Origin of the sequence: Bradyrhizobium sp. UFLA01-814, from assembly GCF_046718885.1 — a bacterium.
Lineage (GTDB): Bacteria > Pseudomonadota > Alphaproteobacteria > Rhizobiales > Xanthobacteraceae > Bradyrhizobium > Bradyrhizobium elkanii.
In genome coordinates this window covers 89,194-109,260 of sequence record NZ_JAQOSR010000002.1, presented here as the reverse complement: position 1 = coordinate 109,260, position 20,067 = coordinate 89,194, and the positions used below count along the sequence as shown (strand labels likewise).

At 65.4% G+C, this 20,067-nt stretch carries 18 protein-coding genes; 8 read left to right on the top strand and 10 right to left on the bottom strand.

The annotated features are described in order from the left end of the window. The first annotated feature begins 12 nt into the window (after nt 1-12). Nucleotides 13-1,575, top strand: a complete 1,563-nt coding sequence (locus tag PMN64_RS01185) for an AMP-binding protein (protein ID WP_411779316.1) — start codon at nt 13-15, stop codon at nt 1,573-1,575. 178 nt (nt 1,576-1,753) lie between these two features. Here the strand turns inward: PMN64_RS01185 and PMN64_RS01180 are convergent, their stop codons facing one another. The 7 genes from PMN64_RS01180 to PMN64_RS01150 form a co-directional block, all read right to left on the bottom strand. Beyond that, a complete protein-coding gene (locus PMN64_RS01180; protein ID WP_411779315.1) occupies nt 1,754-3,880 on the bottom strand; it encodes an ATP-binding protein in 2,127 nt (708 codons plus the stop codon). A gap of 233 nt (nt 3,881-4,113) precedes the next feature. Then, the gene (locus PMN64_RS01175) at nt 4,114-4,887 is read right to left on the bottom strand and encodes a thioesterase family protein (RefSeq protein ID WP_028342587.1); all 774 of its coding nucleotides are present in this window, start codon (nt 4,885-4,887) and stop codon (nt 4,114-4,116) included. After that, nucleotides 4,887-5,858, bottom strand: a complete 972-nt coding sequence (locus PMN64_RS01170) for an NAD(P)H-dependent flavin oxidoreductase (RefSeq protein WP_411779314.1) — start codon at nt 5,856-5,858, stop codon at nt 4,887-4,889. Before PMN64_RS01170 ends, PMN64_RS01175 begins: the two co-directional genes overlap by 1 nt. Nucleotides 5,859-6,039: 181 nt before the next feature. Then, nucleotides 6,040-6,633: a hypothetical protein gene (locus PMN64_RS01165; RefSeq protein WP_411779313.1), complete on the bottom strand. Its 594-nt coding sequence runs from the start codon at nt 6,631-6,633 to the stop codon at nt 6,040-6,042. Between the two features lie 54 nt (nt 6,634-6,687). After that, nucleotides 6,688-7,269: a YqaA family protein gene (locus PMN64_RS01160; protein ID WP_411779311.1), complete on the bottom strand. Its 582-nt coding sequence runs from the start codon at nt 7,267-7,269 to the stop codon at nt 6,688-6,690. A gap of 70 nt (nt 7,270-7,339) precedes the next feature. Beyond that, nucleotides 7,340-7,735: a phosphoribosyl-ATP diphosphatase gene (gene hisE, locus PMN64_RS01155; RefSeq protein WP_028342591.1), complete on the bottom strand. Its 396-nt coding sequence runs from the start codon at nt 7,733-7,735 to the stop codon at nt 7,340-7,342. Between the two features lie 118 nt (nt 7,736-7,853). After that, nucleotides 7,854-8,288 (bottom strand): hypothetical protein, encoded by a 435-nt coding sequence (locus PMN64_RS01150; protein ID WP_253604604.1) that lies wholly within the window; start codon nt 8,286-8,288, stop codon nt 7,854-7,856. Nucleotides 8,289-8,598: 310 nt separating this feature from the next. On the opposite strand from PMN64_RS01150, the gene PMN64_RS01145 reads away from it, so the two are divergent. The 6 genes from PMN64_RS01145 (at nt 8,599) to PMN64_RS01120 (ending at nt 16,377) form a co-directional block, all read left to right on the top strand. Next, entirely contained in the window at nt 8,599-9,609 is a 1,011-nt protein-coding gene (locus PMN64_RS01145; protein WP_411779310.1) for an ABC transporter substrate-binding protein, read from the top strand. A 204-nt stretch (nt 9,610-9,813) separates the two neighbouring features. Beyond that, on the top strand, nt 9,814-11,592 hold the full coding sequence (locus PMN64_RS01140; protein ID WP_028342594.1) for a glucan ABC transporter ATP-binding protein/ permease: 1,779 nt from the start codon (nt 9,814-9,816) through the stop codon (nt 11,590-11,592). Between the two features lie 203 nt (nt 11,593-11,795). Then, on the top strand, nt 11,796-13,241 hold the full coding sequence (locus PMN64_RS01135; protein WP_411779309.1) for a D-alanyl-D-alanine carboxypeptidase family protein: 1,446 nt from the start codon (nt 11,796-11,798) through the stop codon (nt 13,239-13,241). Nucleotides 13,242-13,417: 176 nt separating this feature from the next. Next, the gene (locus tag PMN64_RS01130) at nt 13,418-15,100 is read left to right on the top strand and encodes a long-chain fatty acid--CoA ligase (protein ID WP_411779307.1); all 1,683 of its coding nucleotides are present in this window, start codon (nt 13,418-13,420) and stop codon (nt 15,098-15,100) included. A gap of 22 nt (nt 15,101-15,122) precedes the next feature. Then, nucleotides 15,123-15,680, top strand: a complete 558-nt coding sequence (locus PMN64_RS01125; protein ID WP_411779306.1) for a DUF924 family protein — start codon at nt 15,123-15,125, stop codon at nt 15,678-15,680. 211 nt (nt 15,681-15,891) lie between these two features. Then, nucleotides 15,892-16,377 (top strand): peroxiredoxin, encoded by a 486-nt coding sequence (locus tag PMN64_RS01120; RefSeq protein WP_028342598.1) that lies wholly within the window; start codon nt 15,892-15,894, stop codon nt 16,375-16,377. A 270-nt stretch (nt 16,378-16,647) separates the two neighbouring features. Here PMN64_RS01120 and rnhA read toward each other — a convergent pair whose 3' ends face one another. The 3 genes from rnhA to ispH are packed head-to-tail and all read right to left on the bottom strand — an operon-like array spanning nt 16,648 to nt 19,057. Next, nucleotides 16,648-17,109: a ribonuclease HI gene (rnhA, locus tag PMN64_RS01115; protein ID WP_035632202.1), complete on the bottom strand. Its 462-nt coding sequence runs from the start codon at nt 17,107-17,109 to the stop codon at nt 16,648-16,650. Next, nucleotides 17,097-18,077, bottom strand: coding sequence for a homoserine kinase (locus PMN64_RS01110; protein WP_411779305.1), 981 nt, complete (start codon nt 18,075-18,077; stop codon nt 17,097-17,099). The genes rnhA and PMN64_RS01110 overlap by 13 nt, the downstream gene beginning before the upstream one ends. A gap of 5 nt (nt 18,078-18,082) precedes the next feature. Then, nucleotides 18,083-19,057 carry a 4-hydroxy-3-methylbut-2-enyl diphosphate reductase gene (gene ispH, locus PMN64_RS01105; protein ID WP_304498525.1) on the bottom strand — a complete coding sequence of 325 codons (975 nt, stop codon included), beginning with the start codon at nt 19,055-19,057 and terminating at the stop codon, nt 18,083-18,085. Nucleotides 19,058-19,297: 240 nt separating this feature from the next. Here ispH and PMN64_RS01100 point away from each other — a divergent pair, with 240 nt between their 5' ends. Then, nucleotides 19,298-19,996 carry a DUF1013 domain-containing protein gene (locus PMN64_RS01100; RefSeq protein ID WP_018269648.1) on the top strand — a complete coding sequence of 233 codons (699 nt, stop codon included), beginning with the start codon at nt 19,298-19,300 and terminating at the stop codon, nt 19,994-19,996. Nucleotides 19,997-20,067 lie beyond the last annotated feature (71 nt).

The following is a 20,067-nucleotide window of genomic DNA, read 5'->3' as shown; positions in this document are numbered from 1 at the left end:
AGGGACAACGAGATGAGCAATCCGCTCTATGCATTTCCGGCGGTGTGCGAACAGACCTTGCGGGCGCTGGCGCGCTATCCGTCGCGCACCGCCTTCGCATGGCCGGGCGGATCGCTCAGCTATCAGGGCGCGACCGACCTGATCGGACGAATGCAGGGCGTGTTCATGCGGCTCGGCTTTGCGCCTGGTACCCGCGTCGCGCTGCTCACCGCCAACCGCGCCGACAGCTGGTGCGCCGGCGTCGCCGCGCAATTGTCGCGGCTCGCGATCACCTGGCTGCATCCGCTGGGCTCGCTCGACGACCAGCTGTTCCAGATCGAGGATTCCGAAGCGCAGATGCTGATCGTCGACGGCATCACGTTTCGCGATCGCGGCGGCGAGCTCGCGACGAAGGCACAGGGCCTGAAGACCGTGTTCACGCTCGGCCCGGCGGATTACGGCGCCGACCTGTTGCAGGTGGCCGAGGATGCCGGCAGCGCGAGCGCGAAGAGCTTCGCCCGCGAGGACGACATCTCGACCTTGAACTACACCGGCGGCACGACAGGCAAATCCAAGGGCGCGCTGCGCTATCACCGCGAATATGGCGGCTTCGCCGCCGCCATCCTCGCCGATTTCGAGATCCCGGAGACGCCGCGCTATCTCACGGTGGCGCCGATCAGCCATGTCGCCGGCACCAAGGTGCTGCCGACGCTGATACGCGGCGGCACGGTGCACATGCTGAAAGGGTTCGATCCGGAGGCCGTGTTCACGACCATCGCACGCGAGAAGATCAACTTCACGCTGTTCGTGCCGACCATGATCTACGTGATGCTGGATCATCCCGCGCTCGACAAGACCGACCTCTCCTCGCTCGAGCTCCTGCTCTATGGCGCCTCGGCGATGTCGCCGAGCCGGCTGGTCGAAGGCATCGAGCGGATCGGCCCGGTGTTCTCCCAGCTTTACGGCCAGACCGAATGCTATCCGGTCTCGGTGCTGCGCAAGGCGGATCATGACCCGAAGACGCCGGAGCTGTTCCTGTCCTGCGGCTTCCCGATCACCGCCTGCCAGGTGAAGATCCTCGATCAGGACGACCAGGAGGTCGCGACCGGCGAGGCCGGCGAGATCTGCGTGCGTGCCACGCATGTGATGGCCGAATACTGGAAGCGGCCCGACATCACGGCGGAGACGCTGAAGAGCGGCTGGCTGCACACCGGCGACATCGCGCGCAAGGACGAGCGCGGCTACATGTTCATCCTCGACCGCAAGAAGGACATGATCGTCTCCGGCGGCTTCAACATTTTTCCGCGCGAAGTCGAAGACGTCTTGTCGCAACATGCCGACGTCGCGATGGTCGCCGTGGTCGGCGTGCCAGACGACAAATGGGGTGAGGCCGTCACCGCCGTCGTGGTCGCGCGCGAGGGCGCTGTGCCCGACGCCGACGAGCTGATCGGACTGGTGAAGGCGAAGAAGGGCTCGGCACACGCGCCGAAGCAGATCCAGTTCGTCAAGGAGCTGCCGATGACCGGCGTCGGCAAGGTCGACAAGAAGGTGCTGAAGGCGCGCTTCTGGACCGGCCGCGACCGCATGGTGGGGTAGGATGCTCGCACGACGATTGCTGGTCCCGTCATCCCCGCGCAAAGGCTTCGCCTTTGTCGCTGGAGGTGCGCGCTCTCGCGCGCCTCGAAGGATGCACGGCCCTGATGTTTCAGCGCGCTATCTCTGCTTCCGGCACCAGCCAGGGCCGGCGCCCTTCGAGGCTCGCTCCGCTCGCACCTCAGGGTGACGGGGAGAGAGTGGAAGGTGCGGCAAGATCGTCGGTGCCGGTCGCGGCCGCACGCTGCTGCATCCCCTGCCCGAGCAACCGATCGAGCCGGTCGCGCAGTTGATCCTGGTGGTAGGGCTTGGCCAGCCGCGGCAGGTCGACCTGGGTGCCGTCGGGCAGTTCGGCATAGCCGGTGGCGAGCAGCACCAGGAGCTGCGGCCGCACCTTGCGCGAAGCCGCGGCGAGTTCGATGCCGGTCATGCCGGGCATCACGTGATCGGTCATCATCAGGTCGATCTCCTGGTCGCTCCTGAGGATCTCGAGCGCCTGCGGTCCGGAATTGACGCCGATCACGCGGTGACCGAGGTCCTCCAGCATTTCCATGGTGGACATCGCGATCAACGGATCGTCGTCAACCAGCAGGATCACGGCCGAGCGCTTGACCGTCTGCGTCGCGGGCGCCGGGCTCTCGACTTCCGGCACCGCCGTTGCAACCGGCAGCACCAGCGCAGCCGTGGTGCCCTCGCCGACCGCGCTCGACAGCTGCAGCTCGCCGCCGAGCTGCACGGCGAGCCCATGCACCATCGAGAGGCCGAGCCCGGTGCCCTTGCCCACCGGCTTCGACGAGAAGAACGGCTCGATCGCGCGCTTCAGCACGTCCGCCGACATGCCGGTGCCGCTGTCGATCACCGAGAGCTTCAAATATTCGCCAGGCTGCAGCGTCGGATCATTCTTCGCCTGCCAGGCCGCGAGGCGGATCTCGATCACGCCGCCATCCGGCATCGCGTCGCGTGCATTGATCGCAAGGTTGAGGACCGCAAGCTCAAGCTGGTTGCTGTCGACGCAGGCCAGCGGCAGCCCCTCGGGAATGTCGAGCCGCAGCATGATGCGCGGTCCGAGCGAGCGCTCGAGCAGATTGCTCGTATCGCGCACCAGCGCGCCGAGATCGACCGGCACCGCGCGCAGATCCTGCTGCCGCGCGAACGCCAGCAGCCGCTGCGTCAACGACGCGCCGCGCTCGGCGCCCTGCAATGCGCCGTCGACCAGACGACGCAGGCGCGGATCCTCCGGCATCCGCTTGCGCAGCAGATCGAGATTGCCCATCACCGCCATCAGCAGATTGTTGAAGTCGTGCGCGACGCCGCCGGTGAGCTGGCCGATCGCCTCCATCTTCTGCGCATGGCGGAGCTGTTCCTGCGCCCGCTCGCGCGCGGCGACCTCCTTCATCAGGTCAGCGGTGCGCTGCTCGACCCGCTGCTCCAGCGTCGCGGTGAGTTCGGCAAGCGCGGTGCGCTCGGCGGCGAGCTGCGCCAGCAGCGCCTCGCGCTCGATCTCGGCGGTCTTGCGCGCGGTGATGTCGGAGCAGACGCCGACCAGCGAGCGGATGCCGCCGTCGGGCCGCCGCACCGCACGGGCGCGGACGTCGACCCAGTGCTCGGTGCCGTCGGGCCAGATGTTGCGGTATTCGATCCGATAGTCCGAGCCGGTGCGCAACGTTTGTTCGACGATCTCGCTCCGGCGGGCGCGGTCGTCGGGATGCACCGCGTCCAGGAGATCCTGATAGGTGAAGGGATCGCCCGGCCTGCGCCCGAAATAGGTCTTGCAGGTCGGCGACGCCTCGAGCTCGAAATCCGGCAGATGGAGCTCGAGCGCGCCAAGATGACCGGCATTGAGCGCGGTCTGCAGCAGACCTTCGCTCTCGGTCAGATCCTCGAGGATCTGGCGGGTCTGGTATTGACGGCGGCGGCCGCGCACCGTCGCGGCGACCAGGCTTACCAGCGTGGTCGGATGAAACGGCCGCTCGATGAAGGTGACATTGCCGAGCGCTCGGCCGAGCCGCGCGGCTTCGGGATTGCGCTCGGATCCCCCCTTCTCGCTGATCAGCACGATAGGAAAGTCCGACCATGACGGCTGCTCGTTCAGCCAGTGCGTCAGGCCGGCGAGGTCGGCCGCCCTGATCACCTCGTCGGCGATGATGGCAAGGCCCGCCCCGTTCGCGATCTGGCGTTCGAGCTCGGCGAGGTCACCGCAGATGTTGGCGTAATAGCCGGCTTCCTTGATCAGGTGGGCAGTCTTGACGGCGTCCCGCTCGCTCGCGGCGAGGATGACCGCGCGTTCCGAGGACGGACCAGGCTTCATCGCGTCTGTCCCTGCGGCGGCCGGCCGTCGACACCGGCCGGCACATCACACAACCGCCGGACGGCCATGGCCACGATGCCGGCGGCGGGATCAATACGCATCATGGGACCCCCTAACGGGAGCGAAACTCGCACGTGCCGCCAACCGTTCCCGGGAAGCGGAGTTATTTTTGCCGCAGGGGCAGTCGCTTGGGACTGCCCCTCGGCCGTGGCCGCAGGATCAACGAGCGCGTCCTAGCGCCGCTCGATGACCAGGCTCTGGACCGCCTGGCCGAAATAGCCGCGCTGATCGGCGAGCCGCGACATTGCAAGCCCGGCGCCGTCCGACCCGATCCAGGACTGGCCGTCGAGCAGGATCCAATCGCCGACCGGCTCGCGCGCGAGACTCACCGAGAGATCGGCGTTGATGAAGGTCCATTGGCTGAAATCGAGCGCCGGCGAGGTGCCGTTGGAGAAGTCCGAGGCAACCACTGCCCGCATCGCCTGCGAGACGGCGGCGCCCGCAATCAGCGGGCGGTCGACGCGGAACCAGATCGCGCCGGGTCCCACCACGCCGAAGCGGCCGCGCGCGGCCCGCATCGAGATGCATTTCACGAAGGGACTGTTCGCAAGGTTGCCCGGCTCGATCATACTTTCGTCGGGGCCCGGCAGATCGACCGCAAGCGCGGCGACGTCAGGCGGCAGCTCGGCCGCCTGCTGCTTGATCTTCAGCACGCTGGCCGAAACGACCACGACACCGTCGGCGAGCAGCCTGACGCCGCAGAGCTGGATCTTGCGGCCGTCGCGCAGGATCTCGCTCGAGACCGTCAGCGGCGCGACCGGCACCGGGCGCATCAGGTCGATGGTGACGCGCGCGATCCGCATCGGCACCGGCGTCGGAAGGGCCTCGGCCGCCCACACCACCAGCGCCGCCGGTGCGGAGCCATGCTGCATCCGCGGGTCCCAGGGACCCGCGGCATCCGGACTGGTGACGACGCGGTCGCCGTCGACGCGAAAAATCGGCTCCATCAGGCAAGCGCCGGATCGACCGCGTCTTCATACTCTTTCCTGAACCGGGCGATCAGCTCGGCTGCGGGCACCACCTTGGAGATGCTGCCGACGCCCTGGCCCGAGCCCCAGATCTCCTTCCAGGCCTTCGGCTTGGCGCGCTCGCCGGACGCATCGGTGCCGAAGCTCATCTTCGAGGGATCGGAGGTCGGCAGGTTTTCCGGATCCATGCCGGCCGCAACGATCGACGGCTTCAAATAATTGCCGTGCACGCCGGTGAACAGGTTGGAGTAGACGATGTCCTCGGCGGACGAGTTGGTGATCATGCTCTTGTAGCCCTCGACCGCGTTCGCCTCCTTGGTCGCGATGAAGGCCGAGCCGATATAGGCGAAGTCGGCACCGATGATGCGGGCCGCGCGGATGGCGCGGCCGTTGGAGATCGTGCCCGACAGCGCGATCGGCCCGTCGAACCACTGCCGCGTCTCCGACACGAACGGGAACGGCGACAGCGTACCGGCATGACCGCCGGCGCCGGCCGCGACCAGGATCAGGCCGTCGGCGCCCTTCTCGATCGCCTTGTGCGCGAACTTCTGGTTGATCACGTCGTGGAAGACGATGCCGCCCCAGCCATGGACCGCCTGGTTGAGCTCCTCGCGCGCGCCGAGCGAGGAGATGATCATCGGCACCTTGTGCTTCTCGCAAAGCGCCATGTCGTGATCGAGCCGGTTGTTCGACTTGTGCACGATCTGGTTCACCGCGAACGGCGCCGACGGCCGCTCCGGATGCGCCTTGTCATAGGCGGCGAGCTCTTCCTTGATACGGTACAGCCATTCGTCAAGCAGCTCCGGCGGCCGCGCGTTCAACGCCGGAAACGAGCCGACCACGCCGGCCTTGCACTGCGCGATAACGAGGTCGGGCACGGAGATGATGAACAGCGGCGCCCCGATCACGGGAAGAGACAGGCGGCCCTTGAACAGAGCAGGCATGGACATTGGAAGCGGATCCTCAAGTGTTTGGTCGGTTGCTTGGTCTCGAATGCTGATCGTCATACCAACAAGGCAATCTTTCCAGTGTCAAGGATTGCGTTTTGGCGCTGCAAAAGGATGACAAATCCTCATCCTGAAACCGTGTTTTCGCAGGCGCCTGGCATCCCAGACACAAGCCTGGCCGCCGCTATTGGCAGACGGCCCGTGTCACGAAATTTTCCGTCCTGCAGTCGTTCGGGCCGCGCTTGTGGCCCGGCAGATAGACCAGCGGCGAGCATTTCTCGGAGGCGTCGGTATCGATGCCCTTGCCTTCCCGAAACCCCTTGCTCTGGCACAGCCGGTCGGCGCCGATCTTGCAGTCCGGCGCACCGTTCGAGGCCACCACGCAGGCCGCGCGTCCGGTCACCACCGTCGAGGGGCGCGCGATGTTCGACAGGTCGTTGATGGTCTCGCCGGGGCTCTTCAGCGGCGGCAACGCTGATTTCGACTTCTCGAACAGCTTTCCGATTTCGTTGATCAGCCCGGGATTCTCGCGCTCGACCGGCGCCGGCGGCAGCTCGATCTGCTGCTGCTGAGGCGGGACCGGCTGCTGTGCCGGCGACTGCACGCCAAGCGCCGGCGGCGCTGTCTGGGCCCAGCTGTGGTCGAGGGTCATCAGTGTCATCGACAGCGCAAGTCCCGAAAGCACAAGACCCGCCAGCGCAATGCGCGCCTTTGCGCGCGTGAGCCTGACGAGCGTGAGCCCGGCAGGATTGAGCAGGTCCGCGATTCCATCAGCCATCGCGGCAAGCGTAACCCGAAGCCGCGCGCCGGCAAAGCCGCAAGCGGTCCGTCGCTAGATCAGCTTGAATGCGACGACAAAGCCCAGCACCAGCACGATGGCGCCGATCGCGACCCACAGGGCGAGCCGCTTCTCGAGCTCGGCGCGGATGAAATCGCCATAGCGGTTGAGCAGCACCGCGACGAAGAAGAAGCGGCCGCCGCGCGCGACGATCGAGCACAGGATGAACAGCCAGATGTTGTAGCCGGCAAAGCCCGAGGTGATCGTCACGAGCTTGTAGGGGATCGGCGTCAGTCCCTTCAGCAGGATGATCACGGCGCCCCATTCGGCGTAGGAGGCGCGGAACGCGTCGACCTTGTCGGAGAGGCCGTAGAGATGGATCAGCCACTGCCCGAGCGAGTCGTATAGCAATGCGCCGATCGCATAGCCGAGCACGCCGCCGGCAACTGACGCCATCGTGCAGACCGCCGCGAACCACCACGCCCGCTTCGGCCGCGCCAGCGACATCGGCAGCAGCATGATGTCGGGGGGGATCGGAAAGAAGGAGCTCTCGGCGAAGGCGACGGCCGCGAGAATCCACAGCGCATAGGGCTTGTCGGCCGCCTCGACGCACCAGTCGTAAGTCCGTTTCAACATGGGCGCGATGAACCATCATGGAGCGGATTTGTCCATGGCGGGATTGAGCTGAATTTTTGTTGATTTACGGCTACCGTTTGCGCAGCCGGTTCTCCAGCGCGACAATTCGGCGCCGAACCACCGGGACCGGCGCCGGTTTGGGCAGCTTGACCGGCGACTTCGGCAGCTTCTCGGCGATTCCGAGCAGCCGTTCGCGCCGCTCCATCTCGCGCCAGACATCCTCCGGCTTCACGCCGGCCGACGCCCAGAGAACGGCGAGGTTGTAGAACAGGTCGGCGCTTTCGCGAATGACGGCATCCGACTTGCCGCTGACGGCGTCGATCACGACTTCGATCGCTTCCTCGGCGAGCTTCTTGGCCATCTTGGCCGGCCCGCGCTGGAACAGCCGTGCCGTGCGCGACGTAGCCGGATCAAGATCCTTGGCCGCGATCACCGCCTGGTAAAGCCGCTCGATCGAATCACTCATGCTTCGAGCGTAGTCGAAACGCGTCGCCAGCGTGTTAACGGCGACGACGAAAAAATCCACCGGCCCGCGGCCGGTGGATCGGATGCTTTGTGACAGTTCCGAGAACCGCCGACGGCCGTCAGTACGGCTGATACGGCAGTTGCGAGCGGCGTCCGTAATAGCCGCGGTAACCATAGTACGGTCCGCCGCCGTAATAGACCGGGCCGCCACCATAGTAGACGGGACCACCGTAGTAGCCCGGGCCACCATAGTAGCCGTAGGAGTCGTAATAGTCGCGGCGGCTCTGGGCTGCGGCGATCGCGAGACCCGTGCCGACGATCCCGGCGAACGCAGCCGCAGCAGCTGCGCCACCACCGCCATAGTAGCGACGGCGGGCACTGATGTCGGTCGCGCCGCTCGTGCCTTGTGACGTCGTCACAGCGGTCACCTTGCCTGTCTGAGCAGAGCCTGCGAACGCCATCGTCGGCTCTACGGCCGTCAACGCCACCGCGGCAACCGTTGCCAATGTGGCTGCGCGGCCAATGGACGAAAAAACACCTTTTCGCGCAAACATTGCAGTCATCCTTTGTGGAAGCCGGCCCGACGGGCCTTGGTTAGCTAACCCACTGCCTCCAGATTAGGTTCCCCAAACCGAATGCAAGCTGAACGACCTGAGGTGAAAACATGGCAAGCCGAACCTTGGCAGTCATCGGCCGTTCACCTTGCCTGGGGCAAAATGCCTGCAAATAACGCTTGAAATTGACGCGTGCTCTGGCGCATTCGATGTCATGAAGCAGGCGCGCCGGCGCGGCACTTTGTCTCGCCTCCCGGATGTCATGATGCAGGTAAGTCGGACCACCGTTCTCCGCTGGATACTGGCAGGCATGATCGGCCTTTCGGGCGGCGTGTGGCCGGCGTTGACGCCGCTGCGCGCCAGCGATCTGCCGCCGCCGCTCACCATCCAGTTCACGCTCGACCGTCCGCTTGATGCCGCCGCAGCGCCATTCGTGATGGCGTCGACCGGCGGCCTGTTCAGCGCCGAGGGCCTTGCGGTCGGCACCAACGTCGCAACCAGCTCGGCGGATGCCATCGCGCGCGTCGCCGACGGCTCGAGCGATTTCGCCCTCGTCGACATCAACTCGCTGATCCGCTTTCGCGACAAGCCTGGTGCTGCGCCCGTCAAAGCGGTGTTCGTGCTGTTCAACCAGGCGCCTTATGCGATCATCGCGCGCAAGAGCCGCGGCATCCGGACATTGACCGACATGCAGGGCAAGAGCCTCGGCGTCGCCGACGGCGACCTCTCGATCCGGCTGTGGCCCGCGGTCGCGAAGCAGAACGGCATCAAGCTGTCGAGCGTGAAGCAGAGCACGATCAGCGCCGCGGTGCGCGAGCCGATGCTCTCCGCCGGCCAGGTCGATGCCGTCACCGGCTTCTCCTATCTCTCGGCGATCAATTTGCGCGATCGCGGCGTGCCCGCCGACGATCTCGCGGTGCTGCGCTTCGCCGACTATGGCTGCGAGGCCTACGGCTTTGCCGTGATCGTCAGCCCGCACCTTGCCGCCGCGAAGCCGGATGCGGTGAAAGGGTTCGTGCGCGCGGCGATCGGCGGCACCAACCTCGCGGTCAAGGATCCGGCCCGCGCCGCCGGCGAGGTCGCGAGCCGGATGGATGGCGGCTCGCGCGATCTGGAGCTGGAGCGGCTGAACGCCATCATCCGCGACAACATCCTGACCAGCGAGGTGAAGCGCGACGGCATCGGCGGCATCGAGGCGGAGCGCTTCGAGCGCTCGGTCGACCAGCTCGCGGAGGACTTCAAATTCCAGAAGCGGCCGCACGCCGCCGACATCTTCGACGAGGCTTTCCTGCCGCCGATCGACAGCCGCCTGGTGAATTGAGAGCATGCGAATGCATAACTGACGAGCGGCACCAAACACTCAGTGTCGTCCCTGCTTTCGCAGGGACGACAGCGGATATGTTGCACCACTGTTCAACCCCTCACCCTGAGCATGACGCGCTGTCACCGCTGGCCCTGCATCGCGAACCCTGATTAGATTGCATCCAGCCTGATCGGGCGCCCACCGCTGACGAGTCCTGCCGGCATGTCCATGCTTCGCCTCTATACCCGCGTCCTCGAACTGCTCGGCAAGGAGGCGCGGCTCGGCTGGATCCTGGCCATTGCCAACGTGCTGCTCGCCGGCGCGCAATTCGCCGAGCCGGTGCTGTTCGGCAAGATCGTCGACGTGCTGTCGGGCCGGCCGGTCACCGGACTGTTCGCGACCTCCTCGGCATGGCCGCTGCTCGTCGCCTGGGCGGCGTTCGGCCTGTTCACGATCGGCTGCAGCGCGATCGTGGCGCTGCAGGCCGACCGGCTGGCACACCGCCAGCGCCAGGCGGTGCTGACCGATTATTTCGAGCACATCCTGCAGCTGCCGCTGACCTTCCATTCCGGCACCCATTCCGGGCGGCTGATGAAGGTGATGCTGAACGGCACCGACGCGCTGTGGCGGCTCTGGCTCGGCTTCTTCCGCGAGCATTTCGCCGCGATCATGTCGCTGATCGTGCTGTTGCCGCTTTCGCTCTACATCAACTGGCGGCTGGCGCTCCTGCTGTTCGGGCTCTGCGTCGTGTTCACCGTGCTGACCACGCTGGTGGTGCGCAAGACCTACGGCATGCAGAGCGAGGTCGAGGCCTATTACAGCGACCTCTCGGCGCGCGCCTCGGACGCGCTCGGCAATGTCGCGCTGGTGCAGAGCTTCGTGCGGATCGATTCCGAGGTGCAGGGCCTGCGCTACGTCGCCGACAAGCTGCTCGCGGTGCAGATGCCGGTGCTGTCATGGTGGGCACTGGTCACCGTGATCACGCGCGCCTCGACCACGATCACGGTGCTCGCGATCTTCACCGTCGGCATCGCGCTGCATAACCAGGACCTCACCACGGTCGGCGAGATCGTGATGTTCGTCTCGTTCGCCACCATGCTGATCCAGAAGCTCGAGCAGGTGGTGAGCTTCATCAACAACGTGTTCATGGAAGCGCCGCGCCTGCAGGAGTTCTTCGACGTGCTCGATGCGGTGCCGGCGGTGCGCGACCGGCCCGGCGCGGTCGATCCCGGACGGCTGTCCGGCCTCGTCGAGTTCGACGACGTCTCGTTCTCCTATGACGGCAAGCGGCCGGCGATCGAGGATCTCAGCTTCACCGCCCTGCCGGGCCAGACCATCGCGCTGGTCGGCTCGACCGGCGCCGGCAAGTCCACCGCGATCGCGCTGCTGCACCGCGCGTTCGATCCGCAATCGGGCATCATCAGGATCGACGGTATGGACATACGCGCGCTGAAGCTGACGGCGCTGCGGCGAAACATCGGCGTGGTGTTCCAGGAGGCGCTGCTGTTCAACCGCTCGCTCGCCGACAATCTGCGCGTCGGCAAGCCCGACGCGACCGATGAGGAGCTGCGCACCGCCGCGGCGCGCGCGCAGGCGCTGGATTTCATCGAGCGCAGCGAAAAGAAGTTCGATACCCATGCCGGCGAGCGCGGCCGAATGCTGTCGGGCGGCGAACGCCAGCGGCTGTCGATCGCGCGTGCGCTGCTGAAGGATCCGCCGATCCTGATCCTCGACGAGGCCACCAGCGCCCTCGACGCCGTCACCGAGGCCAAGGTGAATGCCGCTCTCGATGAAGTGATGAAGGGCCGCACCACCTTCGTGATCGCGCACCGCCTCTCCACCATCCGCCACGCCACCCGCATCCTGCTGTTCGACCAGGGACGGGTGATCGAAAGCGGAACTTTCGATGAACTGGTGGCGAAAGGCGGGCGCTTTGCCGAGCTCGCGCGGGCCCAGTTCATGGTCCAGGAACAGGCGCGCGCCGGCATCGAGACACCATAATTCCCGCCTTTCCAATTGAGGCGGCTGCCGAAATTCAGCCGATTTCGTCCACGATATAATTCACCGGCCTCTGTTCTCTGCTGGCAAGCCGGTATAGGGTTTGCATTGCCGCAATGCGGCGCCGGACACGCTTGAAACCCGTACGTCACAATCGCAAGACCTCCTTTTTTCAAGGCGGGTCTCAAAGGACCGGAACCGGATTCGTGCACCTTCCTCGCCCGTCATTGAAATGGATTCTGGCCGTCGCGATGCTCGCCATCGCCACGCCCCAAATGGCGCAAGCCGAGGCGCTGCTGGTTGTCGAGGCCGATTCCGGAAAGGTGCTGCAGGCCGATAATGCGACGATGCCGTGGTACCCGGCGTCGCTCAGCAAGATGATGACGGCCTATGTGACGTTGAAGGCGGTCAAGGATGGCCGCGTCTCGCTCGACACGCTGCTCACGGTGTCGCCGACCGCGTCGTCGCAGTCGCCATCGAAGATGGGCTTCCGGCCCGGCACCCAGGTCACTGTCGACAACGCGCTGAAGATGATGCTGGTGAAGTCGGCCAACGACATGGCCGTGGTGCTGGCCGAGGGCCTCGGCGGTTCGATCGACGGCTTTGCCGGGATGATGAACCAGACCGCGCAAAAGCTCGGCATGACGCAAACCAGCTACGTCAATCCGAACGGCCTGCCCGCCGACGGCCAGATCACCTCGGCGCGCGACATGGCGATCCTCGCCCGCGCCATCATCCGCGACCTGCCGGAATACGAGTATTTCGTCCACATCCCGTCGATCCGCTTCGGCCGCCGCATCACCCAGAACTTCAACAAGCTGATCGGCCGCTATCCCGGCGCCGACGGCTTCAAGACCGGCTTCATCTGCGCCTCCGGCTACAATCTCGTGGCGTCGGCGACGCGTGACGGTAAGCGGCTGATCGCCGTGGTACTCGGCGCTTCCTCGGGCCGCATGCGCGCGATCCGCGCCGCGCAGCTCCTGGACCGCGGCTTTGCCAACAATGGGATGGCGTGGCTGCGGCCCTCGCTCGGCACCGTCGACAATCTGGTGCCGATCGATTCCACGCCGCCGAACCTGCGCGAGGAGATGTGCGGTCCCAAGCACAAGCGGCCCGCCAGCGACGAGGACGCCGAAGACACCGTCGCCAGCGCCGGAAGCTCCAGCACCAATGGCGACGGCGGCGTCAGCTTCTTCGCCTCCGGCCTGCAGGCCGCGATGCCGACCAAGCCGGCCGACATGCTGGCGCAGCCGGCCGCGGCCTCCGAACCGGTCGTGGTTTATACGGGGCCGACCAAGACCGGCGCTGCGTTGATCGCCGCGGTCGAGGCCGACACCGAGAAGATGCAGCCGGTCAAGCGCGCCAAGGGCAAGCACAGCCGCGTCGCGGGCAAGAAGCCCGATGCGGCCGATGAAGCGAAGGCCGACGCCAAGAGCGCCTCCAAGTCGGACAACAAGCCGGCGGCCAAGCCCGTGCGTCACGCCAACGCCAAGCCGGATGCCGCAGCTGCGAAGCCGGCCGCGGACAAGCCCGCCGCCGCAAAGCCTGCCGGCAAGCCGGCGGCGGCAAAGCCGGCTGCCAAGCCCAAGACTGCGGCCGACAAACCCAAGGCTGGCGACAAGCCGAAAGCCGACGCCAAGCCGGCCGGCTAGCGGGGCGCCCGCCCGTCATTTCCGACCGTCATTTCCTCTAATGCGTCGATAACGCGCAGCGGCTTGCCATTGGCCGTGGCATCGCTCAATACTGCCTGAAATAACGCGGCCAAAGGTCGGAAAACCCGGAAGCAATCCGGGACATCAGCCAAATTTGAGAGAGGGGATTGACCATCATGGAGCGCATCTGGCTCAAGCATTATCCGGCCGGCGTGCCCGCCGATATTGACGTCACGCAATATTCGTCGCTGGTCGAACTGCTCGAAGAGAGCTTCAAGAAATTCGCCGATCGCAAGGCGTTCATCTGCATGGACAAGGCGATCACCTATCGCGAGCTCGACGAGATGTCGGCGGCGCTCGGCGCCTACCTGCAGAGCAAGGGCCTGCAGAGGGGCGCGCGGGTCGCGCTGATGATGCCGAACGTGCTGCAATACCCGGTCGCGACCGCGGCCGTGCTGCGCGCCGGCTTTGCCGTGGTCAACGTCAATCCGCTCTACACCCCGCGCGAGCTCGAGCACCAGCTGAAGGATTCTGGCGCGGAGGCGATCATCGTGCTGGAGAACTTTGCCACCACCGTACAGAAGGTTCTTCCCAACACCGCGGTCAAGCACGTCATCGTCGGCAGCATGGGCGACCTGCTCGGCTTCAAGGGCGTGATCGTCAATCTGGTGGTGCGCCGGGTGAAGAAGATGGTGCCGGCCTGGTCGATCCCCGGCGCCGTCGGCTTCAACGAGGCGCTGTCGGCCGGCCGCGGCCTGAAGATGAACAAGCCCGCGCTGACGCTCGATGACGTCGCCTTCCTGCAATATACCGGCGGCACCACCGGCGTCTCCAAGGGCGCGACCCTGCTCCATCGCAACATCCTGGCCAACGTGCTGCAGAACGACGCCTGGCTGCAGCCAGCGCTGGCGAAGCCGCCAATCGTCGAACAGATGGTTATCGTCTGCGCGCTGCCGCTCTATCACGTCTTCGCGCTCACCGCCTGCTATCTGCTGGGCATGCGGGCCGGCGGCACCAATCTGCTGATTCCGAATCCGCGCGACATGGCGGGCTTCGTCAAGGAACTGTCGAAGTACCAGGTCAGCTTCTTCCCGGCGGTCAACACCCTCTACAATGGCCTGCTGAACACGCCCGGATTCGACAAGCTCGACTTCTCCAAGCTGAAGATCGCCAACGGCGGCGGCATGGCGACGCAAAGGCCGGTCGCCGAGAAATGGTTGAAGGTCACGGGCATCTCGTTGTCGGAAGGCTATGGCCTGTCGGAGACGTCGCCGACCCTGACATGCAATCCTGCAACGATCGAGGAGTTCTCCGGGACGATCGGCCTTCCCGTCCCCTCGACCTGGCTCTCGATCCGCGACGATGACGGCAATGAGTTGCCGATCGGCGAGGCCGGCGAGATCTGCGCCAAGGGCCCGCAGGTGATGGCGGGCTACTGGAACAGGCCGGACGAGACCGCGCGCGTGATGACCGCGGACGGCTATTTCCGCACCGGCGACATTGGCGTGATGGACGAGAAGGGCTACACCAAGATCGTCGACCGCAAGAAGGACATGATCCTGGTCTCCGGCTTCAACGTCTATCCGAACGAGATCGAGGAAGTGATCGCAAGCCACCCGGGCGTACTCGAATGCGCCGTGATCGGCGTGCCCGATGCGAAGTCCGGCGAAGCGGTGAAGGCCTTCGTGGTCAAGAAGGACCCGAACCTCACCGCCGAGGACATCATCAAGTTCAGCGCCACCCAGCTCACCGCCTACAAGGTGCCGAAGCAGATCGAGTTCAGGACCGACCTGCCGAAGACCAATGTCGGCAAGATCCTGCGCCGCGAGTTGCGCGACGAGAAGAAGGCCGCGGCTTAAGGCGTGAGTGGACTGACGTTCGATGTCTGACGCAAGCCTCGCGACGCCGGCCGACGTGCTTGGCTTCTGGCGGAATGCCGGCCGCGACCGCTGGTACAAGCACGACGACGCCTTCGATGCCGAGATCCGCAGCCGCTTCCTTGCCACCTGGCAGAAGGCGGCTGCCGGCGAATTGTCGTCGTGGGAGGCCAGCGACGACGGTGCGCTGGCGCTGACCATCGTGCTCGACCAGTTTCCGCGAAACCTGTTTCGCAACGATAGCAAGACCTTCTCCACCGACAAGCTGGCGCGCGAGGTTGCAAGCCGTGCCATCGACCGCGGCGTCGATGCGCGGACCGGCCCTGTGCTGCGCGAATTCCTCTATCTGCCTTTCGAGCATTCGGAGGACCTCGAGGACCAGCAGCGCTGCGTGACGCTGTTCCGGCAATATGACTGCCATCCCGACAACCTGAAATACGCCGAGGACCACGCCGACATCATCCGCCGGTTCGGCCGCTTCCCGCACCGGAATCGCGTGCTGGGCCGGCAGACCACGGCCGAGGAGAAGGCCTTTCTCGGCGCCGGCGGGTTTTCCGGCTGATGACGGAACGGTGACCAGAGCCTTTTTCCGTTCCGATTGAATCGGAACGGGGCTCTAGATTCTTGTTTTGACGCGTTTTCTTCACGCGAACCGGTATCCACTTCGCTCGAAAACGCTTTGGCCTCCGGCATTGCCGTTCTTCGGCGAGCCCGTATTGTGCCGTGCTGTAGCCGGGTTTAAGACAGTTCCGCTTCACCGAGGGAGAACAACGATGACGATCAATGTTGGCGACAAGCTGCCGGAAGCCAAGTTTCGCGTGATGACCGCCGAGGGTCCGCAGGTCAAAACCACCGACGATATTTTCAAGGGCAAGAAGGTCGCCCTGTTCGCCGTGCCCGGCGCCTACACCGGCACCTGCCACAAGATGCATCTGCCGAGCATCTTCCTCAACGCCTATGCCCTGAAGAACAAGGGCGTCGACACCATCGCGATCGTTTCGGTCAACGACGCCTTCGTGATGAACGCGTGGAAGCGCGACACCGACCAGCGCGACGAAGCCGTCTTCCTCGCCGACGGCAATGCCGACTTCGCCAAGGCGATCGGCATGGAGCTCGACGCCTCCGGCAACGGCCTCGGCATCCGCTCCAAGCGCTACTCGATGCTGGTCGAGGACGGCGTGGTGAAGAAGCTCAACCTCGAGCCCGCCCCGGGCAAGGTCGAGGTCTCCGGCGGCGACACGCTGCTCGGGCAGCTCTGAGCCGACGCTTTCGCCGCAAACATAGCTGTCGTCGCCCGGCTCGACCGGGCGACCCAGTACGCCGCGGCCTCTCGTTTCAATCACCACCGTCTCTGGAATACTGGATCGCCCGCTTTCGCGGGCGATGACAGTTTTAGGCATGGTGATCGCCGGGGTCGCGGCTTCGTAGGATGGGTAGAGCGCAGCGAAACCCATCGACTTCGTGCCATGCATTGAGATGATGGGTTTCGCTTCGCTCTACCCATCCTACGCAGCCGACTCGCTGCGGCCCTAACTCTTCAACCTCGCCATCGCCACGCCCTCACGCGCCAGCTCGTCGGCGCGTTCGTTCTCGGCGTGGCCGGCGTGGCCCTTGATCCAGTGCCAGCGCACCTCATGCGGCTTCAGCGCGGCATCGAGGCGCTGCCACAGTTCGACATTCTTGACCGGCTTCTTGTCGGCGGTGCGCCAGCCGTTGCGCTTCCAGCCATGGATCCAGCCGGTGATGCCCTGGCGGACATACTGGCTGTCGGTGGTGAGATCGACCACACAGGGCTTCTTCAGGGCTTCCAGCGCCGAGATCGCCGCCATCAGCTCCATGCGATTGTTGGTGGTGTGCGGCTCGCCGCCCTTCAATTCCTTCTCGACCTCGCCGAATCTAAGGATCGCGCCCCAGCCGCCCGGCCCCGGATTTCCGGAGCAGGCACCATCGGTGAAGACAATCACATGCGGCTTGTCGCTCACGCCGCGCATCCGGCCGGCGTGATGCCGTAATCGCGCAGGCTCACGACGTTCTGCTGGAAGCGCAGCTTGCGGACATATTCCAGCGGGTCCTTCGGCTGCACCAGCGCGCCTTCGGGCACGTTGAGGAAATCGACCAGCCGCGTCAGCAGGAAGCGCATCGCGGCACCGCGCGCGAGCAACGGCAGCGCGGCCTCTTCCGCCACCGACAATGGCCGCTCGCGGCCATAGGCGTTGAGGAGTGCGCGCGCCTTGGTGACGTTGAAGGAATGATCCGGCTCGAAGCACCAGGCGTTGAGGCAGATCGCGACGTCGTAGGCCAGGATGTCGTTGCAGGCGAACGGGAAGTCGATCAGGCCCGAGAGCTTGTCGCCCAGAAAAAAGACGTTGTCGGGAAACAGGTCGGCATGGATGACGCCGACCGGCAGATCGGTCGGCCAGGCGGCTTCGAGATGATCGAGCTCGCGCGCGATGAAGTCGTGCAGGCCCGGCTGCACGCTGTCGGCCCGCGCGGCGGCGAGATCGAACAGCGGCCGCCAGCCGGCGACCGACAGCGGATTGTTGCGGACCAGCGGGAAATCGCGGCCGGCAACGTGCATCTTTGCCAGCGCCTCGCCGACGCCGGAGCAATGCGCCACGTTCGGCCGCCGCGGCCACACGCCCTCGAGGAAGTTGATGATCGCCGCGGGCCGGCCGGCGAGCCGGCTAGTGACCTCGCCCTTGCGGTTGCGCGCCGGCTGCGGGCACGACACGCCGCGCTCGGCGAGATGCGCCATCAGCGACAGGAAATACGGCAGGTCGTCCTCCGCCACGCGCTTCTCATAGAGCGTGAGGATGTAGGCGCCCTCGCTGGTGTGCAGCAGGAAGTTCGAATTCTCGACGCCCTCGGCGATGCCCTTGTAGGAGAGCAGTTCGCCGATGTCGTAGCTTTTGAGGAATTCCGCGAGGTCTTCGGCGGCAACGTCGGTGTAGACCGCCATATGGTCTATTCCGCCGCGGCAGCGTCGGGCCGCAGCGAACGCGGCAGCGGGAAGAACTCGTTCTCTTCCGCGGCCGAGACCGTCTCCACGTGCAGTTCGTAGCGCTCGGCGAAGGCGCCCATGATCTCCTCGACGATCACCTCCGGCGCCGATGCGCCCGCGGTGATGCCGAGGCTCCTGATGCCTTCGAACCTGCCCCAATCGATGTCGCTGGCGCGCTGGGCGAGCACGGCGATCGGGCAGCCCTCGCGCTCGGCGACTTCGCGCAGGCGCTGCGAGTTCGACGAGTTCGGCGCGCCGACCACGATCAGGGCGTCGACCACCGGCGCCACCTTCTTCACCGCGAGCTGGCGGTTGGTGGTCGCGTAGCAGATGTCTTCCTTGTGCGGACCATTGACGTTCGGGAAGCGCTGCTTGAGCAGCGCCACGATCTCCGCGGTGTCGTCGATCGACAGCGTGGTCTGGGTCACGAAGGCGAGGTTGTCGGGGTCCTTCGGGACGAAGGTCTTGGCGTCCTCGGCGGTTTCGATCAGGGTCACGGCGCCGGCCGGCAGCTGCCCCAGCGTGCCGACCACCTCAGGGTGGTGGGAATGTCCGATCAGCAGGATCTCGCGGCCGCGCTTGAAATGGATCGCCGCCTCGCGGTGGACCTTGGTCACCAGCGGACAGGTCGCGTCCAGCGAGAAGAAATTGCGGGATTTCGCCTCGGCGGGAACCGACTTCGGAACGCCGTGGGCCGAAAACACCACCGGCGCGTCGGTATTGTCGGGGATTTCGGCCAATTCCTCGACGAAAATGGCGCCTTTGGTCTTCAGGCTGTCGACCACATACTTGTTATGGACGATTTCGTGCCGGACATAGACCGGCGCGCCATAAATGGTGAGGGCACGTTCGACCGTGTCGATGGCGCGAACCACCCCGGCACAGAAGCCGCGGGGGGAACAAAGCACGATTCTAAGGTCGGGTTTTTTCGCTGACATGGGCTGTCTTGGGGCTGTCTCGGAGCAATCTCGGGACCGAATCACCCCTCGCCGGCGGGGCGGGGAACGGCCAGTTACGGTAAGGACTTGGGACTGCTTTCGGGCGCTGTCAAGGCGATTTTGCTGGGCCATTGCGCCATTCCCCCCGGAGGGCTTATATAGGCGCCATAATTCCCGTCATCGCCGATGACTACCAGCTTCGCCTCGACAGAGGTGGGCGAAGCACAAAGGAGATTTGCCATGAGCAACGCACCGCTGATGCCGAAGGCGACTGCCGTGTGGTTGGTCGACAATACCGCCCTGACCTTCGATCAGGTGGCCGATTTTACCAAAATGCACCCCCTGGAGGTCCGCGCCATCGCCGACGGCGACGCCGCCCAGGGCATCAAGGGCATGGACCCGATTTCCAACGGCCAGCTGACCCGCGAGGAGATCGAGCGCGGCGAGCGCGACCAGAACTACCGCCTCAAGCTCCAGGAGAGCAAGGTGGTGCTGCCCTCCGCCGCCAAGAAGAAGGGCCCGCGCTACACCCCGGTGTCGCGCCGCCATGAGCGGCCGAGCGCGATCCTCTGGCTGGTGCGCAACCACCCCGAGTTGAAGGACGCCCAGATCATGCGTCTGGTCGGCACCACCAAGACCACGATCGCCAGCGTGCGCGACCGCACCCACTGGAATGCCTCGACCCTGACCCCGATGGACCCGGTGACGCTCGGCCTGTGCTCGCAGATCGAGCTGGATTTCGAGGTGCAGCGTGCCGCCAAGGAGAAGCCGACCACCACCGTCTACGGCGGCGCCACGCTGCTGCCGGCCTCCGAGACCACGCGCAAGGACGAACTGGACGATCAGCCGATCGAACGCCACGACGATCTCAACGTCGATGCGGTGTTCGCCAAGCTCAAGACGATCGGCGGCAAGAAGCCGGACGACGAGGAAGAGTAAGCGCGGATCGCGCAACTCGAAAAGCAGAACACGAAACGCGGCAGGGCAACCTGCCGCGTTTTTGCTTGGAA

Bases quoted from the DNA above. Each gene is read 5' to 3' on its own strand.
- PMN64_RS01185 (WP_411779316.1), top strand. From the start codon at position 13: ATGAGCAATCCGCTCTATGCATTTCCGGCGGTGTGCGAACAGACCTTG.
- PMN64_RS01180 (WP_411779315.1), bottom strand. From the start codon at position 3,880: ATGAAGCCTGGTCCGTCCTCGGAACGCGCGGTCATCCTCGCCGCGAGC.
- PMN64_RS01175 (WP_028342587.1), bottom strand. From the start codon at position 4,887: ATGGAGCCGATTTTTCGCGTCGACGGCGACCGCGTCGTCACCAGTCCG.
- PMN64_RS01170 (WP_411779314.1), bottom strand. From the start codon at position 5,858: ATGTCCATGCCTGCTCTGTTCAAGGGCCGCCTGTCTCTTCCCGTGATC.
- PMN64_RS01165 (WP_411779313.1), bottom strand. From the start codon at position 6,633: ATGGCTGATGGAATCGCGGACCTGCTCAATCCTGCCGGGCTCACGCTC.
- PMN64_RS01160 (WP_411779311.1), bottom strand. From the start codon at position 7,269: ATGTTGAAACGGACTTACGACTGGTGCGTCGAGGCGGCCGACAAGCCC.
- hisE (WP_028342591.1), bottom strand. From the start codon at position 7,735: ATGAGTGATTCGATCGAGCGGCTTTACCAGGCGGTGATCGCGGCCAAG.
- PMN64_RS01150 (WP_253604604.1), bottom strand. From the start codon at position 8,288: ATGTTTGCGCGAAAAGGTGTTTTTTCGTCCATTGGCCGCGCAGCCACA.
- PMN64_RS01145 (WP_411779310.1), top strand. From the start codon at position 8,599: ATGATCGGCCTTTCGGGCGGCGTGTGGCCGGCGTTGACGCCGCTGCGC.
- PMN64_RS01140 (WP_028342594.1), top strand. From the start codon at position 9,814: ATGTCCATGCTTCGCCTCTATACCCGCGTCCTCGAACTGCTCGGCAAG.
- PMN64_RS01130 (WP_411779307.1), top strand. From the start codon at position 13,418: ATGGAGCGCATCTGGCTCAAGCATTATCCGGCCGGCGTGCCCGCCGAT.
- PMN64_RS01125 (WP_411779306.1), top strand. From the start codon at position 15,123: ATGTCTGACGCAAGCCTCGCGACGCCGGCCGACGTGCTTGGCTTCTGG.
- PMN64_RS01120 (WP_028342598.1), top strand. From the start codon at position 15,892: ATGACGATCAATGTTGGCGACAAGCTGCCGGAAGCCAAGTTTCGCGTG.
- rnhA (WP_035632202.1), bottom strand. From the start codon at position 17,109: ATGCGCGGCGTGAGCGACAAGCCGCATGTGATTGTCTTCACCGATGGT.
- PMN64_RS01110 (WP_411779305.1), bottom strand. From the start codon at position 18,077: ATGGCGGTCTACACCGACGTTGCCGCCGAAGACCTCGCGGAATTCCTC.
- ispH (WP_304498525.1), bottom strand. From the start codon at position 19,057: ATGTCAGCGAAAAAACCCGACCTTAGAATCGTGCTTTGTTCCCCCCGC.
- PMN64_RS01100 (WP_018269648.1), top strand. From the start codon at position 19,298: ATGAGCAACGCACCGCTGATGCCGAAGGCGACTGCCGTGTGGTTGGTC.